The following is a 15,578-nucleotide window of genomic DNA, read 5'->3' as shown; positions in this document are numbered from 1 at the left end:
ATGCCGACCGCCCTGCCGCAGGCCCAGCGCCTGATCTCGATCCGCAGCATCGCCCGGCGGAGCCCTGCCCGATGACTCCGATGATGATGAAAAAGTCCGTCGCCACATTGACCCTGGAAGCCAGCCTCAAGGTGATGCGGCCGCTGATCCGCATGCTGGTCAAGCGCGGCGTGGCTTACCCGGCTTTTGCGCAGGCGCTCAAGACAGAGTTCCTGGCGGCCGCGCAGCGCGAGCTGCAAGAGCGCCAGATGCCGCAGACCGACAGCGCCTTGAGCCTGCTCTCCGGTGTGCACCGCCGCGATGTGCGCAACCTGACCCGCCCGGCCGAGCCCAAGGTGGACGAGGCCGAGTTGGCCCGCCCGCTGAGCCTGGCGGCCGAGGTGGTGGGTGTCTGGCTCAATCTGCCACCTTTTGTCGATGCCCAGGGCCAGCCGCGCGTGCTGCCGCGCAGCGGCAGCGAGGACAGCTTCGACGCCCTGGTCGCCCGCGTCAGCAGTGATGTCCGCCCGCGCGCGCTGCTCGATGAACTTCTGCGCCTCGGTGGCGTGGAGGAGAGCGCCGAAGGCCTGCGCCTGAACGAGGCGGGCTTCACGCCCCACCAGGGCATGGAAGAGATGGCCTGGATGTATGCCAACAATATGAGCGACGCCCTGGCCGCGGCCAGTGCCAATCTGCAGGGCGAGGCCAAGTTCCTGGAACAAGCGGTGTTTGTGGATGAGATCACCGCAGCTTCCGCCCATCAGCTGCACGAGGTGGCGCGCCAGGCCTGGCCTCAGGCCTTGAAGCAGGTGCTGCGCGAAGCCCAGATCCGTTTTGATGAAGACGCCAAGACCGCGCCCCGCGGCGACAGAAACCAGCGGGCGCGCTTCGGTGTGTATTTCTATTCTGAATCGATGAACGAGGGGGAGAAGCCGTGAAACCCAAGCATGTGTTGGCGCTCACGATCGCGGCGCTGTCGAGCGCTTGCGGTCCGGGCGTCGGGGGGACCGGTCGCACCGCCGAGCCGCGCGAGTTTGCCGTTCAGGCCGGCGCCCAGCCGGTGCCGGTGTGCAGTGCTGCTTGGGCTGGCTTGCTCAACTGCCAGCCGCCGGTGATCAACAGCAACGCCGTGGCCGCTGACCACCCGGGCACCACCAAGATCCAGTACGCCAGCGACAGCAGTGCCCAGCCCGAATGGGTGCTCAGCTTCGAGGGCAACAAGATCAGCCTGGAAGGCGGCTGCCCGCGCGTCAGCTTCACCGGCGAATGGGGCCAGGTGGGCAGCGCTGTGCCGCTGTACTTTGGCGGCTACCTCAACGCCAAGCTGATCCAGCCGGTGCTGGCCACCGGTGCGGTCAAGGCTCTGCCACCGTCCAATCTGGAGAGCGTGCCAGGCCTGCAGCTGGAGCTGCGCAGCGAAGAGGGTCAGCTGCTCAACCTCCTGCAACTGCAGAAACTCAGCGGCAACAGCAGCAGCCCACGCAGCTGCTCTTGAGCGCCTGAGGCCCCCGGGCTTTCAAACTGGGGGCGTCCGGTGCAAACCCTGAGCAGTGCCTGGCCTGCCGCCGCTGAGAATGACGCGGACACCCCGCAGCTTTGGCGTTAGCTCGGGGTGGTGTGTTTCAGTTTGAAACATCACACCAAGCTTGGGGATGCGCAGCGCATGCGGGACGGGGGTGAGGACAAGTCGACGGTTCAGAGCACCGAGCCCCTGCCTTTGCGGGGCTGGGTGGACGCACCCCAGTTGCTGCCGAGCGCCGGCCGTGTGGACTTTGCCCGTTATGAGCTGCGCGAGCTGCTGGGCGAGGGCGGCTATGGCGCGGTTTACGCCGCCTGGGACAGCCGCCTGCAGCGCAGCGTGGCCCTCAAGCGCCTCAACCTGCAGGTCGGCGCCGCCGGCGATGCCGAGGCCTGGGTGCAGGAGGCCCGCTTGGCCGCCCGCGTCAGCCATCGCGCCTTCGTTACCGTCTACGACGTCTTCGTCGACCAGGGCGCCGGTCACATCGTCATGGAGCGGGTGCAGGGTCGCAGCCTCAGCCGTGCGCTGGCGGCCGGCCCGCTGAGCGTGGAGCAGGCCCTGGACTGGGCCCTGCAAGCCAGCGAAGCCCTGGCCGAAGCCCATCAGCTGAACATCGCCCACGGCGACATCAAGCCCGCCAATCTGATGATCGATGACAGCGGCCGGCTGCGCATCCTCGATTTCGGCGTGGCCCGGCTGATCGACCGCATGGCCACCCTGGGCCCCGGCGTATCGGGCACCTTCGGCACTTCAGGCGCCAGCGCCCAGCCCCTGGTTTCCGGCACTTTGGCCTATATGGCGCCCGAGCAGATGCTGGGCCGGCCGGCCAGCGTGGCCAGCGACATATACGCCCTCGGCCTGGTGCTGGGTGAGATGCTCAGCGGCCAGCGTGCCTTCATGGAACCCGACCCTCTGGCCCTGGCCCACCACAAGCTGCATGGCAGCGAGCTGATCCTGGCCCTGCCCGAGCTGCCGCCCGGCCTGGCACCGCTGGCCGCCCTGGTGCAGCGCATGGTCAGCCGCCAGCCCGAGCTGCGCCCGGCCAGCATGGCCGAGGTGCACGAGGCCCTGCTCACTCTGCAGGACGGCTGGCTGCCGGGCAGCACCTTCCCGCGCCCGCGCTCGGTGCCCGCGCCGGCCCGCCCGCTGCTGCAGGCCGAGGGCCTGCCGCCATCGCCTGCGGCGGCCGGCACGCGCCGCTGGCTGTGGGGCGGGGCGGCAGCCTTGCTGTTCGGCCTGGGCCTGGCCGCCAGCCAGGGCTATCTGCGCCTGCCGGGCCAGCCGGCGCCCTGGCCGCAGCGCCTGGCTCAGGCGGAGCAGCTGATCCAGGGTTCCGACGAAGACTTTGGCGCGCTCGAGCAAGCCTTGGGCTTGCTGGAACAGCTGGCCGCCGAGAAGCCCCAGCATGCCTGGGTGCAGGCCACCCTGGCCCTGGCCTATGCCACCCGCTATCACAACGAAAGCGTGGACGAGGCCTGGCTGCAGCGTGCCGATGCCAGCTCGCAGCTGGCCCTGCGCCACGACCCCATGCTGGCCCTGAGCCATGCGGCCCGTGGCATGGTGCTCAAGCTGCAGGGCCGCAGCGCCGAGGCCGAGTCGGCCTATGCCAAGGCCTTGCTGCTGGACGGCCAGGATGTGCAGGTGATCAATGGCTACGGCATGTTCCTGACCCGCCAGCGCCGGCTGGACGAAGCACAGCTGCTGTTCGAGAGCGCGCTCAAGCGCCACCCCCAGGACAGCCGCTTGATGGACAACCTGGGCACGGTGTTTTACGAAAAGGGCGATCTGGCCGCTGCCGAAGCACTGTTCCGCCGCAGCATCGCCCAGCGTGCCGGCGGGGTGAACAGTTATGCCAATCTGAGCGCGGTGCTGCTGCGCACCGACCGGGCCGATGAAGCCGAGGCCTTGCTGCAACAAGGCCTGAAGGCCCGGCCCAGCAGCCAGCTCTACACCAACCTCGGCAATCTGCTCTACAACCGCGGCCGCTATGTGCAGGCGGCCGAGGCTTTTGAAGCTGCGCTGTCGGCCGACAAGGGCCGGCCCGGCGACTACCTGATGTGGGCCAACTGGGCCGACACCTTGCTGCTGTTGCCCGGCCGTGGCGAGCAGGCGCGCGAGGGCTATGGCCGCGCCCTGCAGCTGCTTGAGCCTCTGCTGGCTCGCTACCCCAAGGACGCCACCTTGCTCAGCCGTGCCGGCCTCTACGCCGCGCGCAGCCAGGACCGCCAGCGCGCCACCGACTGGACGCAACGCGCCCTGCAGCTGGCACCGCTGGTGCCCGATGTCCTGTTCCGGGCCAGCCTGGCCGCCGAACTTTCGGGGCAGCGCGATCTGGCGCTGGCCCGATTGCAGCAAGCCCGCGCCGCGGGCTACCCCGCGCATCTCATCGAGCAGGAGCCGACATTGGCGGCCCTGCGCAGCGAGCGGCGCTATCACCATCAGCAAGCCCAGTGACGATTCATCAAGGAGGTTCGAATATGAAGATGACCAAGGTCCTGAAACTGTCTTTCAACGGCGAGCAGATCAGCCGCAATCTCGTCTGGGTCAATCCCGGCGAACTCAGCACCCGGCCCGAGAACGCGGGGGCCATCGAGCTGCAGCAAGGCGACGATTTCCGTGTCGAGCTGATCATGTCGTTCGCGAACGAGTACGCCGATGTCAACTACACGGTCCGTGAAGCCAAGCTCTACACCGTGCTCAACGAGGCCGGTGGCAGCAACCAGACCTTGAGCCCCTTCGAGGCGGAGGGCGAGGAGAGCCCCTGGACCACGCTGGCCTTCAGCAGCCCCATGGAAGCCGTGGATGGCTTATATGTGCTGCGTTCCGACCCGGTCACGGTCAAGGCACCGGCCAGCAAGTCCCTGCGCTGGGAGCTGAGTCTGGTGCTGGTGGCTCTCATCCAAGGGGGGGTGCCGGCCTTCAACAAGGTCTTGCGCTTCGACCCCGAGGTCGTGGTCACCCAGCGCTGAGCGCCGCGCCGCACGCAGGCATCCGAAAAAGAAAAAGCCGGCTCGCCATCACGAGCCGGCTTTTTGATCGGCGGGGTCGGGCTGCTTGCGCGCTCAGGCCTTCTTGCCCGGTGCCTTCACCAGCGATTCGCAGGTTTCGCGTTGCTTGTCGGCCGTGTCGACCTTGGCGCAGATGCCGTCCAGCTGGGTCTTCAGGCGGCTGAGCACGGCGTCATGCTGGCCCTTGTCGTTCCACTTGGCCAGCGAGCTGCCCACCTTTTGCAGCGAACGGGCGCTGCGCTCGTAGAAGCTGCCCTTGTCCTGCGCCGCTTCGCTGAAGAGCTGGGCGGCGGTCTTCTCGATGCGGGCGGCGTCCTGCGGCGCCAGCTCGGTCAGGGCGGCGAAATAGCCGGAGCCCCACTGCAGACGGGTGGCCGGGCCTTCGCTCTTGTTGAAGGCCTCCTCGTACCACTTCAGGGCCTCGTCCTTGCGGCCTTGCTTCTTGGCATTGCTGCCCAGGGAGCTCATCAGGTAGTAGGGCGAGTGGCTCTTGCTCAGGCTGGCCTTGAGCAGATCGTCGCTGTCCTTCCACTGGCCGGCCTGGCCCAGCAGGTAGGCGGCCGAGGTGATCACGGCCTGGCGCTCGTAGCCATCGGTGATCTCGCGGTCGGCGCGGGCGGCGTGGTCCTTCACTTCCTTGACCAGGGTCGGGTTCAGCTTGGGATGCAGCTCGGTCGGTGCGACATCGAGGCGGGCCAGTTGCACCCGGGTCAGCAGGGCCTGCAGACGGTCGCCGCGCGACAGGGTGGCATCGGCTTCCAGGCGCTTCAGCGCGGTCTCGTACTGCACCAGCAGGGCATTGCGCTCCGCGCCGGCGGCCGGGGCCAGGGTCTTGACGATGTCCGTCGCGCCGTAGGCCAGCACATCCATCTGGGCGCGGCTTTGCTCGGCGCTCTCCAGCACCTTGCTCACACGTTCGCGCAGGGCGGCATCGACCTTCAGGGCTTTGCCATTGTCATTGGCTGACAGGGCCTTCAGCCACAGCCGGGTGCTGGTGTCGGCGTCCACGCCTTGCGAGGCGGCGGCCAGCTGGGCCAGCAGGCCCGGCAGCTCGGCCGGCGGCACCAGCTGCTGCTCATCGGTCTCCCAGGAGTAGAAGCCCAGCAGGCGCCACTCGTTGGCGTTCAGCTTCTTGCCGGCTTTGGCATCGGCCAGCACGCTCTTGACCGGGCGGCCACCGGCCAGGCCCAGCTGCAGCACTTTGATGACCTGGGGCGCATCGATCTCGCCCGGCAGGCGGGTCAGCTCCTGGCCCTCGGGGTTGAACAGAATCATGGTCGGGTAGCCGCGCACCTTGAAGCGGGTGCCCAGCTTTTGCGCGCCGGGCAGGTCACCGTCGATGTGCACCGGTACGATGGCACGCGTCTGCTCGATGAAATCCACGCGGTTGAACAGGGTCGCCTTCAGCTGGTTGCAGGGCGGGCACCACTTGGCGCCCCAGTACAGCAGCACCGGCTTTTTCTCGGCGCGGGCCTGAGCGAAAGCGCGTTCGATGTCGGCATCACCGGCGGCCGGCTGCCAGGCCACGCTGGCCGTGGCGCTGGCGGCCGCCTGGGCCGCGGGCAGCCAGGTGCTGGCGCCTCCGGCGGTCATCAAGGCCAGGCTCAGCGCCGCAGCGCGGGCCAGGGTGCTCGGGCGCAGCAGGGGGCTGCGGGCGTGGGAAGCGGTGGCGAGGCTCATCGTGGTGTCGGTCACTCGTTGGGCCACCCCGTGCCGGGTCGGCGCGAAGCGGTGGGATGAATGGAGGGTTGGATTGCAAGCAGGTGCAGGATTGTGCGGCGTCTGCGCAAAACCTGCCTATGCGGGGCGCTCCTGAGCTTAGGCGTTTTGTGGCGCATGCCATGCGCTTATCGCACCGCAGGCGGCCGAAGCGGGTGGCTTGGCCATTCGCGGCGCCGGCCGAGGCAGCGGTTATCCTGCCGCCCCATGTACGCGTCCTATTTCGGCCTGAAACACGCCCCGTTCTCGATCGCGCCGGATCCGCACTACCTGTTCATGAGCGAGCGCCACCGCGAGGCCCTGGCCCATCTGCTCTATGGCCTGGAAGGCGGTGGTGGCTTCGTGCTGCTCACCGGCGAAATCGGCGCCGGCAAGACCACGGTCTGCCGCTGCTTTCTGGAGCAGATCCCGCCGAACTGCAACGTCGCCTACATCTTCAACCCCAAGCTCACCGTGCGCGAGCTGTTGCAGGCGATCTGCGACGAGTTCCATGTGCCGGTGCCCGCGGGCGCGCAGACGGTCAAGGACTACCTCGACCCGCTCAACGCCTTCCTGTTGGCCCAGCATGCCGCCGGTCGCAACAACGTCCTGATCATCGATGAGGCGCAGAACCTCTCGGCCGATGTGCTGGAGCAGCTGCGCCTGCTGACCAATCTCGAAACCGCCACGCGCAAGCTGCTGCAGGTGGTGCTGATCGGCCAGCCCGAGCTGCGCGGCATGCTGGCCCGGCCGGAGCTGGAGCAGCTGGCCCAGCGCGTGATTGCGCGCTTCCACCTGGGCGCTCTGTCCGAGGCCGAGACGGCCCAGTACATCCAGCACCGCATGAAAGTGGCCGGCCTCACGGGCCCGCTGCCCCTGGACCATGCCGCCCTGCGCTGGGTTCACCGCCTGACCCGCGGCGTGCCGCGCCGCATCAACCTGCTCTGCGATCGCGCGCTCCTGGGGGCCTATGCCGGCAGCCAGGCCAAGGTCACGCCGGCCATCGTGCGCCAGGCCGCGGCTGAGGTGTTCGATGCGCCGCCGGCCAGCCCGGGGCGCGGGTTGCCGCGTCTGGGGTCCGGCCTGGCGGTGCTCTCGGCGGTGGTGCTGGTCGGCGCCGGGCTGACCTGGGCCGTGCAAACGCAATCTCCGGCAGGACGAAAACAAGCCGCCAGCTCGGCGGCTTTGTTGGCTGCGACCCCTTCAGTTCCGGCTTCTGCCGCGGCCTCCTCGGTCCCGGCCGCCGCCAGCGCCGCGGCTGCGCCGGCCTCGGCTGCCAGCAGCGCGCCTCCGCCCGAGCGGCCAGTTGCCGAGCCGCTGCAGCTGGCCGACTGGACGCCCTCTGACGCTGCCGCCTGGGCCGCGCTGGCCGAGCGCTGGGGCTTGCCCCTGGCGCCGAACGAGGCAAAACCCTGCGACGCGGCCGCCCTGCAAGGCCTGCAGTGCTACCGCAGCGTCAGCGGCAGCCTGTCCCTGATCCGCTTGATGGACCGGCCGGTGCTTTTGACCCTGCAGCGCCCGGGCCAGGCGCCGGCCCTGGCCGCGCTGGTGGGCCTGGACGGGCAGGAGCTGACGCTGTGGGTGGACGGCCGGCCGCGCCGGCTGGCGCTGGCGGAGCTGGCCAGCGCCTGGCGCGGTGAGTTCAGCACCTTGTGGCGCGCGCCGCCGGGCTATGCCGAGCGGGCCGCCAATGCCGGGCCCTTGCGCGAATGGCTGGCCGGCCAGCTGGACGCCTTGAGTCGCAGCGCCGTGCCGGGCCGCGCCCCTGCTGCCGCTTCTGCTGTGCTGCCCGGCTGGGCCGAGCTGAGCCCGCGCATCCAGGCTTTCCAAGCCAGTCAGGGCTTGCAGCCGGACGGCCGCGTCGGCCCGATCACGCTGATGCAACTCAACCGCGCCGCGGGTGTGGACGAGCCGCGGCTGGCGCCAGCGCGCTGAACGCAGCCGGGGAGCGAGCGGCACACAATCAGACCGACCGACCGACTGACCGAACGAACGATAGAAGAAAGAACAACCGAGCCGCCATGTCCTACATCCTCGACGCCCTGCGCCGTGCCGAAGCCGACCGCGAACGCGAGCGCGGCCAGGTCCCCGGCCTGCACGCCCAGCCACCCGCAGGCGGCGCCGCCGCGGTGGGCGCTGCTCTGAGCCCGCGCCGAGGGCGGCTCTGGGCCGCTGGCGGCGCTGTCGTTGTGCTCCTGCTGGTGGGGGGCGGCGTGGGCAGCTGGTGGGCCGGCAGCAGCGGCCCGGCGGATGTGCCTGTCAGTGGGCCTGTTGGTCAGCTGCCGCAGCAGCAGCAGCGTGCCGAGGCGCCGCCGCTGCCAGCCGTCGCTGGCACTGCCGCAACATTGCCGGCATTGCCGCCGACATCACCGCCAACATCATCCCCAATTGCGGTTCCAACGCTGCCGCCTCCGCCGCTTGCGGCCCCGGCGCCCGTCACCGCGCCGCCCATCACCGCGCCACCCGTTATCGCGCTCAAGCCCTCCGCTTCCGCCTCAGTGCTGGCCGCCAAGGCCAGCGCGCCCACGGAGGCTGCGCCCATCCCGCGCCTGGCCGAGTTGCCCGAGAGCCTGCGACGCGAGCTGCCCAAGCTGGCGATCAGCGGTTCCGTCTATTCCGAAGACCCGGCCAGCCGTTTCGTGATCGCCAACGGCGAGGTGCTGCGCGAAGGCGCCAAGCTCGGCCCCGAGCATGTGCTCGAACAGATCGGTACGCGCGAGCTGGTGCTGCGCTTCAAAGGTCAACGCTACCGGCAGGCGCTGTAGGGCTCGCGAACTAACAGCCACGCGCGTGGAACCAGAGGTTCGGCCGGCCGGCTGCATTCCGCAGCGGCAGCCACAGCTCGAACACTTCATCCGGCAGGGGGCTGCGCTCGCATTCTTTCACCCCGCTTGCGGCCAGTCGTAGCCAGGTCTGCCCATCCACGATGCGGCGGCCCAGCACATGGGCCGAGCGCAAGGCCGGGGCCTTGGCGCGATCGCCAATCTGCAGGCTCTGCCCTGAGTTGCCCGGCTGGCTGCGCGCCTGTTCGATGGCGCCCTCCAGCAGGTAGAGCCAGGGCTTGTCGGCCCAGAGCGCTTCGAGCGAGATGAAGCCTGTTTCGCAAGATTCATGGACCCAGGCGCTGCCCGAGCGCAGGAGCAACTGGCACCAGGGGCCCGATCTTGCGATGGCGATGGCGGCCGGCTGCTCGTACTCGATCTCGATCGTCGGCAGGGCCTCGGCCTGCGGGGCGCCATACCGTCGCAGGCCCACAACTCGCCCGCTGCTGCAACCGCCCTCCGGTTCAGGCTTCGCCGCGCGGACGAGCTCGAGCGTGCCGATGGGCACCTTGGCCCGAGGTTTTGCAAAGATCGGGACAGGCTTGGCCGGCGTCGGGTCGCAGGGATCGGCGCCGAACAGCCCGGGCCAGCGCAGCACGCCCACCATGCCGGCCGGGGGATGGCGTTCGGGCTGCTGGGCGCATGCGGGGTGAACAAGGGCGAACAGGCCCCCAACGATCAGCGCAAGGCTTCTCATGCGGGCAGCCTGTCGGCCATGTCATGCCCTCAGCGCGGACGCTGAACCGCGGTGGCGTCGTCCAGAACGAGAGTGATGCCGCCGAAGTGACGGGCGCACAGGTTGTACATGCCGCAGACGATCCAGGTGCTCAGGTACAGGCTCAACCACCAGCCGATCGGCACCAGGAACAAGGCCAGAGCCATGGGCATGTTGTGGAATGTGGCAACACCGGGCAGCCAGATGCTCAGCAGGCCGGCCAGAAGCATGCCGGCCAAGGCCAGCGCTCCGCCGACGGCGGCCACGATGCGCGCGGCTGCGCGGGGTGGGATGTGATGGATCACCTGTTGCATGGTGGGTCAGCTGCCTTTCCTCGGGCTCTGCTCGGTTCGGTCATGTTGCGGTGATTCTCGCCCGATAGGGCTGGGGCTCATTCCGCCGCCAGCTTGCCCTTCACATGGCGCGCAAAGTTGTCCAGGATGGCCTGCCAGCCCGTGCGCTGCTGCTCTTCCGAGTGGGTGGTTTCGCCGTCGAACGTGACCGTCACCTGGACGCCTGCGGCGCTCTCGCTGAACTCGACGATGCCGCTGCGGTCGCCAAACACGTACTCGATGCGCTGATGCGGTGCGATGTGCGTGTACTCGCCCGCGAAATCAAAACCAAAGGAGCCGTCCTTGGCCTCCATGCGCGAAGAAAACTTGCCGCCCGGCCGCAGGTCGACGGTGGCCGCGGTCGTGTGCCAATCCGGCGAGGCGGTGTTCCAGACCTTGATGTCCTCGGGCGTGGTGTAGGCCAGCCAGACAGCGGGCAGGGGAGCGGGGACGAGGGTGGTGACGGTGATTTTCATGAGCGTTCTCCGTTGAAGATGGGCGGTTCGGGGTGGGTGAGCGCAGAAAGGGCAAGGGCAACAAGAACAGGTCGACGCCCATTGATCCTCATGCAGGCAGCCATTCAAGGCTTCAAAGTCGCCACCAGTCCATGGTTCGCGTGTCGCTGTTCCAGTAGAGGTGAATGGGGTCGCAGTCGCCGCCGCTGAGGATGATTGAGTTTGCGTGCTTGCTTGGCTTGCAACCAGGTAGAGCTTCATCCATGGGGTGGCAGAACTGTGCTTCGACTTGCAGTCGGGCAGGGCGATCGCAGATGGCGGCTTGCAGTTCGCTCCCGATCCCAAACTCAAGAAACTGGGTTCGCACCTTTGCCGGCCGTCGGGCCGACAGGCGAACGCCCAACTCGATCCTGGTGCTGCGATAGCCAACCATGGCCCAGTCAGGAAGGCCATCCCCATTGAAGTCTCCGCGGACCAAGGTGCTGGTATCCCAGGTCGTGCTCGGCTTCAGGGACGTCATCGAACGCACCGCGATTTGCTCAGCTTTGGCTGCAAGGGCCAGCTCAGGCCCGCAGGCGACCAAGGACATGGCCGCGCTCGCCAATCTCTGCAAGAGTCTTGAGTTCATGTGCCTTGTCACGAATTCGCCAGCATTGGGGCCCGACCTCACTTCAAACAGCTGTGGAAGTCTAGGCGATGGCTCGTAATTCACACGTCAAAGCAATGACCACCGCTGCGACATCAGAAGCTGGGCCTTGGTACGCCATCGTTGTTTGTGGTCGAGCAGCCAGAGAATGACGCAAGCACCGCGTCCGCGTGCATGATCACACCCCAGCCAGCGAATCCCAGCCCACCATGCCGCCCGCCAAACCCCAGCTCCGAATCGTGCCGCCTTCACCCTCTCGCGATTCCCTCCCGCAACGCCTGGAAAAGACCTTGGCTTGTTTGCGGGCCGAGGCGCGGCCCGAGCAGTTGGCGGGCATGGCGCGCTTCGGGCTGACCGGGGCCAAGCGCCTGGGCTTGGCGGTGCCCACGCTGCGCAGTCTGGGCAAGGCGCTGGGCCAGGACCATGCGCTGGCGCTGGCGCTCTGGGACAGCGGCATTCCGGAGGCGCAGATCCTCGCTTCTTTGCTGGCAGAGCCGGAGCGTCTGAGTGCGGCCGAGATGGACCATTGGGCGCAGAGCATGGAGTCCTGGGACGTCTGCGATCAGGCCTGCCTGAACGCCTTTCGGCGCACGCCGCTGGCCTGGGGCCGCATCGAGGTCTGGGCGGAGGACGAGGCAGAGTTCGTCAAGCGGGCGGCGTTTTCGCTGCTGGCGGTGCTGGCCGTGCATGACAAGGCCTGCTCGGACGAGGCCTTCAGCGAGCAATTTCCAAGAATCGAAGCCGCCGCGGCCGACCCGCGTAACTTCGTCAAGAAATCGGTCAGCTGGGCCCTGCGCCAGATCGGCAAGCGCAACCCGGTGCTACGCGCCCGGGCTTTGCTCATCGCGAAGCGCCTGCGCGAGCGCCCCGAGCCCAGCGCGCGCTGGATCGGCGCCGACGCCTGGCGCGAGCTGATCCGCAGCCCTGACCCCAGCCCTGCCGATTGAGCACGCATCTTCACTCCTTCACCCGTTCACCCAATCACGCATTCACCCACCCATGAGCACCGAACAACGTCTCGCCCAGCTGGGCCTGGTCCTGCCCCCAAGCAGCGCGCCGGCCGGCAACTATGTGGCTGCGCTGCGCAGCGGGCCCTGGCTGTTCTTGTCCGGCAAGGCACCGTCGCCGGTGGACGGGGTATTGCCGCGCGGCAAGCTGGGCCGCGAGTTCAGCGCCGAGCAGGGTTATGCCTTCGCGCGCTCGGCGGCGCTGGAGCTGATTGCGGCGCTGCGGGCCGAGCTCGGCTCGCTCGACGAGGTGGTCCAGTTCGTCGAGCTGCAGGGTTCGCTTCACACCGTGCCCGAGTTCGAGGCCCATGCCGAGGTGCTGGACGGCGCCTCGGATCTGCTGCACCAGGTCTTCGGCCCGGTGCGGGGCCGCCATGTGCGCTCGGTGGTGGGCGTGTGCTCGCTGCGCAAGGGCGTGCCTTTGACGCTCAAGGCCACGGTCGAGATTCGCCCGGCTGCGGCGACACCTAGATCGAGCAAGACCTGACCCTGTTCCCACCGCTGCCTCCGGGGGCGAACCGTGGTGAAAAGGCCGGGTTTTTCCCATGACCTAGGGGGGACAAGCGCGGCCCCAGGCGATACCCTCGCTGCAGAGGCCGGGGTCGCCGCCCGCCAGCGCCTGAATCCGGCCGGTTCGGCGCTGATGAGGCTGCCGCCCTTGCCCTTGTTGATGACGAGAATCCCCCGAGTGGATGGAGTGCCCCGATGACGATGATGAAGAACGCCTTTTCTCTTGCTGCCATGCCCGGCCGCCTGGCCCTCAGCGCCCTGGCTGCGGCCAGCCTCTTCCTGGGCAGTGCCGGCAGCGCCCTGGCCACGCCCACGCTGCTGGTGGATCGCGGCCTGCCCACGGCCAACCTGAACAGCCCGGCCGGCAGCCCGCGCAGCAACACCGCCGTCAATGCGGGCGCACCGCGCGAATTCGCGGGCGATGACTTCCAGCTCGGCAACAGCCTGCTCGGCTGGAACGTCAGCAAGATCAGCACCTGGGTGGTGGGCGGCGCCACCGACAGTTTTCTGGGCGATCTGTACCGCTCGCTGTCCTTCTACATCGGCGATGCCGATGGCGACGGCCTGCAGCGCCTGGCCTTCTCCAACCTGAGCAGCGGCAGCGACGCCACCCCGGGCAGCGGCAGCGGTCCCAGCATCAGCGCCACCCGTGTGGCCTATGTCGACGGCAGCACCTTCGACAGCCCCGAGGGCGCGCGCGCGCTCTACCGCGTGGATTTCGACAACCTGGGCCTGCATTTCGCGTCCAACACCCTGGTGCAGTTCGGCATTGACCTGGACGGTGGCCGCGGCACTTTTGCCCATGCCAGCAACGCCGCGCTGAGCGGCCTGCCGCAGCCCGGTGCCGACGACCGCTACCGCCTGTTCAAGCTCAGCGACAGCATCCCCGGCACCGCCGATTTCACCGGCTTTGCCTGCACCGGCCAGGATGCCGGCTGCGTCGGCGGCGCCTTCACCAGCGATGTGAACGTGCAGGTCTTCGGCAATGCCGTGCCCGAGCCGGGCACCGTGGCGCTGAGCGGCATCGCCTTGCTGGCCCTGGCGGGCAGCCGGCGCCGCGCAGGGCGCGTGGCTCCAGCCGCTCAAGCCTGATGTGACGGGCGGGCCGGGCTCGCCGGCCTACCGCTTCTTTCTCTCATTCATTCAATCGTCATCGTCATCGTCGTCGTCATGGCTTCCGGCCCTGGCCTCGGCGTGGCCCTGTGAGCTGCTGGCCCGGTCGCGGTCGGGGCCTGCGCCCCATGGTGCATCTTGCCGCCATTGCCAGGCCCAGAAGCCCAGCACTGCGGCGACGATCAGCGCGGCCAGCAGCCCGCCATTGCGCTGCACCAGGTCCGGTCCGCGGCCGGGGGCCTTGCCGCTGAGCATGGGGCCGGCCAGGTTCTGGCGCCGCAGCAGGCTGACACCCAGCACCAGGCCGATATGGGCCAGTGCCAGGGCCAGCACCAGATTGCCAATCAGCTCGTGGCCTTCTTCCATGGCCTCGTCCAGCCATTCGGCCCTCGCGCTCCACCATTCCAGCTCCAGGCCCATGCCGCTGAGCGTGGCCAGCATCAGCGTGGCCAGCAGCCCCAGCACCAGCACCGCGTTGAGGGCCTGAAAGCCTGCCGGCACCGAGCCGCGACCCTGGCGCCAGGCCTGCAGCTGCGCCGGCAGCGTGCGGACCTTGCCCCACCAGACGGAAGCCTGCACCCGGCGCGGCCCCAGCAGCGCCCAGAGCAGGCGCGCCAGCACCAGGCCCAAGGCGGTGTAGCCCAGGGTGATGTGCAGCAGATGCCAGCGCTCGCTCTCCGCGGAGAGGTAGGCGCCGCTGAAACTCAGGGCTAGCAGCCAGTGCAGGGCGCGGGTTGGCGCGTCGATGACGCGGCGCTGTGGCGCCGGGGCGGGTGAGCCGGTGTCGCCCTCACTTGGGAATGCGGATGCGGTGTTCATTGAAATCTCCTTGTTCAGCGCCGCCGTGGCAGGCGGCGCAATGGGCAGCGCTTTTGATGGAGGCGCGCTTCCAGGTGGCGACCGGCACTTCATCGTGCTCGCGCACAAACCAGGCGCTGCGGGTGATGCGGTCTTCGGGCGGCGCCTCGCGGGCGCGCTTGCCCGTGGCGGCATTGGCGCTCAGCCATTGGCTCAGCTGCGCCACGGTGGCGGGGTCCAGCGAGGCATCGCTGCCGTAGTGCTTGCCGAGGTTCTGGCTGATGCGCTGCCAGGACGCCGCCGGCAAAAGCCCTGGCGGGTAGGCAATGTGGCAGGCCGCACATTCCTGCTGGTAGGCCGGCAGCAGCGGCACTTTCAGGCGCTGGCCTTCATCGGCGGGGCAGAGCGGCGCCACCAGGGCCAGGCCGATCAGGGCAAGCCGGCGGCATTGGGCGGTGCGTGTGTTCATGGGTGAGCCTTTCGGTTCAGGGTTTGAGCGTCATCAGCCAGGCGAGCACATCGGCCTTTTCACCGGCGCTGCACTCGCGGTTCAACACGTCCTTGCAGTTGCGGCGGAACCATTTCTCCACCTTGGCCGGCTCGCTGAAACGCCGTGGGTTGAAGGCCGGTGCGAGGGCGCCGATCTCCTTGCCGGTGCCGGCGTGCAGGCCCGCCCGCGTCGGCACAGCCTGATGGCAGGAGGCGCAGCTCCACTCCGCAACGTGGCGCTGGGTGAAAAACGCCTGGCCGCGGCGGGCATCGGCCGGCGCCTGGGCCGCGGCCACATAGCCATCCAACAGCTCGGCCGGGGTGGCGGCGCGGGCCAGATTGGTGCCGAAGAGGGCGGCCCCCAACAGCAGGGGCCGCAGCAAGGGCAGCAGCAAGAGCAGCAGCAAGAGCAGCAGCAAATGGCGCTTGATCTTGGGGAAACGGGGCATGGCGCGGGTCCTGGCTGAGGCAATGCCTCCATGCTGCG

The 15,578-nt window shown here is 68.6% G+C and carries 17 protein-coding genes; 9 read left to right on the top strand and 8 right to left on the bottom strand.

What is annotated here, in order from left to right; translation table 11 throughout:
• The first annotated feature begins 80 nt into the window (after positions 1-80).
• From OOB33_RS03740 to OOB33_RS03725, 4 genes are all read left to right on the top strand, one after another.
• Positions 81-917: a DUF6502 family protein gene (locus OOB33_RS03740; RefSeq protein WP_102768817.1), complete on the top strand. Its 837-nt coding sequence runs from the start codon at positions 81-83 to the stop codon at positions 915-917.
• Positions 914-1,474: a hypothetical protein gene (locus OOB33_RS03735; protein WP_171826454.1), complete on the top strand. Its 561-nt coding sequence runs from the start codon at positions 914-916 to the stop codon at positions 1,472-1,474. Before OOB33_RS03740 ends, OOB33_RS03735 begins: the two co-directional genes overlap by 4 nt.
• A 168-nt stretch (positions 1,475-1,642) precedes the next feature.
• Positions 1,643-3,952, top strand: a complete 2,310-nt coding sequence (locus OOB33_RS03730; RefSeq protein WP_271007721.1) for a protein kinase domain-containing protein — start codon at positions 1,643-1,645, stop codon at positions 3,950-3,952.
• A 23-nt stretch (positions 3,953-3,975) separates the two neighbouring features.
• Complete coding sequence (locus tag OOB33_RS03725; protein ID WP_102768820.1) at positions 3,976-4,467, top strand: hypothetical protein; 492 nt, start codon at positions 3,976-3,978, stop codon at positions 4,465-4,467.
• A gap of 93 nt (positions 4,468-4,560) precedes the next feature.
• Here OOB33_RS03725 and OOB33_RS03720 read toward each other — a convergent pair whose 3' ends face one another.
• A complete protein-coding gene (locus tag OOB33_RS03720) occupies positions 4,561-6,186 on the bottom strand; it encodes a thioredoxin family protein (protein ID WP_271007720.1) in 1,626 nt (541 codons plus the stop codon).
• A gap of 246 nt (positions 6,187-6,432) precedes the next feature.
• Here OOB33_RS03720 and OOB33_RS03715 point away from each other — a divergent pair, with 246 nt between their 5' ends.
• Positions 6,433-8,139: an ExeA family protein gene (locus tag OOB33_RS03715; RefSeq protein ID WP_271007719.1), complete on the top strand. Its 1,707-nt coding sequence runs from the start codon at positions 6,433-6,435 to the stop codon at positions 8,137-8,139.
• Between the two features lie 86 nt (positions 8,140-8,225).
• Complete coding sequence (locus OOB33_RS03710; RefSeq protein WP_271007718.1) at positions 8,226-8,969, top strand: general secretion pathway protein GspB; 744 nt, start codon at positions 8,226-8,228, stop codon at positions 8,967-8,969.
• Positions 8,970-8,979: 10 nt separating this feature from the next.
• On the opposite strand, the gene OOB33_RS03705 is transcribed toward OOB33_RS03710, so the two are convergent.
• From OOB33_RS03705 to OOB33_RS03690, 4 genes are all read right to left on the bottom strand, one after another.
• A complete protein-coding gene (locus OOB33_RS03705; protein WP_271007717.1) occupies positions 8,980-9,723 on the bottom strand; it encodes a hypothetical protein in 744 nt (247 codons plus the stop codon).
• A 29-nt stretch (positions 9,724-9,752) separates the two neighbouring features.
• On the bottom strand, positions 9,753-10,055 hold the full coding sequence (locus OOB33_RS03700) for a hypothetical protein (protein ID WP_271007716.1): 303 nt from the start codon (positions 10,053-10,055) through the stop codon (positions 9,753-9,755).
• A gap of 77 nt (positions 10,056-10,132) precedes the next feature.
• A complete protein-coding gene (locus OOB33_RS03695; protein WP_271007715.1) occupies positions 10,133-10,549 on the bottom strand; it encodes an SRPBCC domain-containing protein in 417 nt (138 codons plus the stop codon).
• Positions 10,550-10,661: 112 nt separating this feature from the next.
• Positions 10,662-11,117: a hypothetical protein gene (locus OOB33_RS03690; RefSeq protein ID WP_271007714.1), complete on the bottom strand. Its 456-nt coding sequence runs from the start codon at positions 11,115-11,117 to the stop codon at positions 10,662-10,664.
• A gap of 347 nt (positions 11,118-11,464) precedes the next feature.
• On the opposite strand from OOB33_RS03690, the gene OOB33_RS03685 reads away from it, so the two are divergent.
• The 3 genes from OOB33_RS03685 (at position 11,465) to OOB33_RS03675 (ending at position 13,783) form a co-directional block, all read left to right on the top strand.
• Positions 11,465-12,121, top strand: coding sequence for a DNA alkylation repair protein (locus tag OOB33_RS03685; protein WP_207795968.1), 657 nt, complete (start codon positions 11,465-11,467; stop codon positions 12,119-12,121).
• Between the two features lie 52 nt (positions 12,122-12,173).
• The gene (locus tag OOB33_RS03680) at positions 12,174-12,668 is read left to right on the top strand and encodes a RidA family protein (protein ID WP_102768828.1); all 495 of its coding nucleotides are present in this window, start codon (positions 12,174-12,176) and stop codon (positions 12,666-12,668) included.
• A gap of 218 nt (positions 12,669-12,886) precedes the next feature.
• Positions 12,887-13,783, top strand: a complete 897-nt coding sequence (locus tag OOB33_RS03675; protein ID WP_271007713.1) for a PEP-CTERM sorting domain-containing protein — start codon at positions 12,887-12,889, stop codon at positions 13,781-13,783.
• A 51-nt stretch (positions 13,784-13,834) separates the two neighbouring features.
• Here the strand turns inward: OOB33_RS03675 and OOB33_RS03670 are convergent, their stop codons facing one another.
• The 3 genes from OOB33_RS03670 to OOB33_RS03660 are packed head-to-tail and all read right to left on the bottom strand — an operon-like array spanning position 13,835 to position 15,540.
• Positions 13,835-14,623: a cytochrome b/b6 domain-containing protein gene (locus OOB33_RS03670; protein ID WP_271007712.1), complete on the bottom strand. Its 789-nt coding sequence runs from the start codon at positions 14,621-14,623 to the stop codon at positions 13,835-13,837.
• Complete coding sequence (locus OOB33_RS03665) at positions 14,595-15,071, bottom strand: diheme cytochrome c (RefSeq protein WP_271007711.1); 477 nt, start codon at positions 15,069-15,071, stop codon at positions 14,595-14,597. Before OOB33_RS03665 ends, OOB33_RS03670 begins: the two co-directional genes overlap by 29 nt.
• 16 nt (positions 15,072-15,087) lie before the next feature.
• Positions 15,088-15,540, bottom strand: a complete 453-nt coding sequence (locus OOB33_RS03660; RefSeq protein WP_333780313.1) for a DUF1924 domain-containing protein — start codon at positions 15,538-15,540, stop codon at positions 15,088-15,090.
• Positions 15,541-15,578 lie beyond the last annotated feature (38 nt).

It is taken from the genome of Paucibacter sp. B51 (assembly GCF_027863535.1).
GTDB classification, from domain to species: domain Bacteria; phylum Pseudomonadota; class Gammaproteobacteria; order Burkholderiales; family Burkholderiaceae_C; genus Paucibacter_A; species Paucibacter_A aquatilis.
The sequence above is the reverse complement of the archived record's forward strand: the minus strand, read 5'-3'. Positions and strand labels throughout refer to the sequence as shown.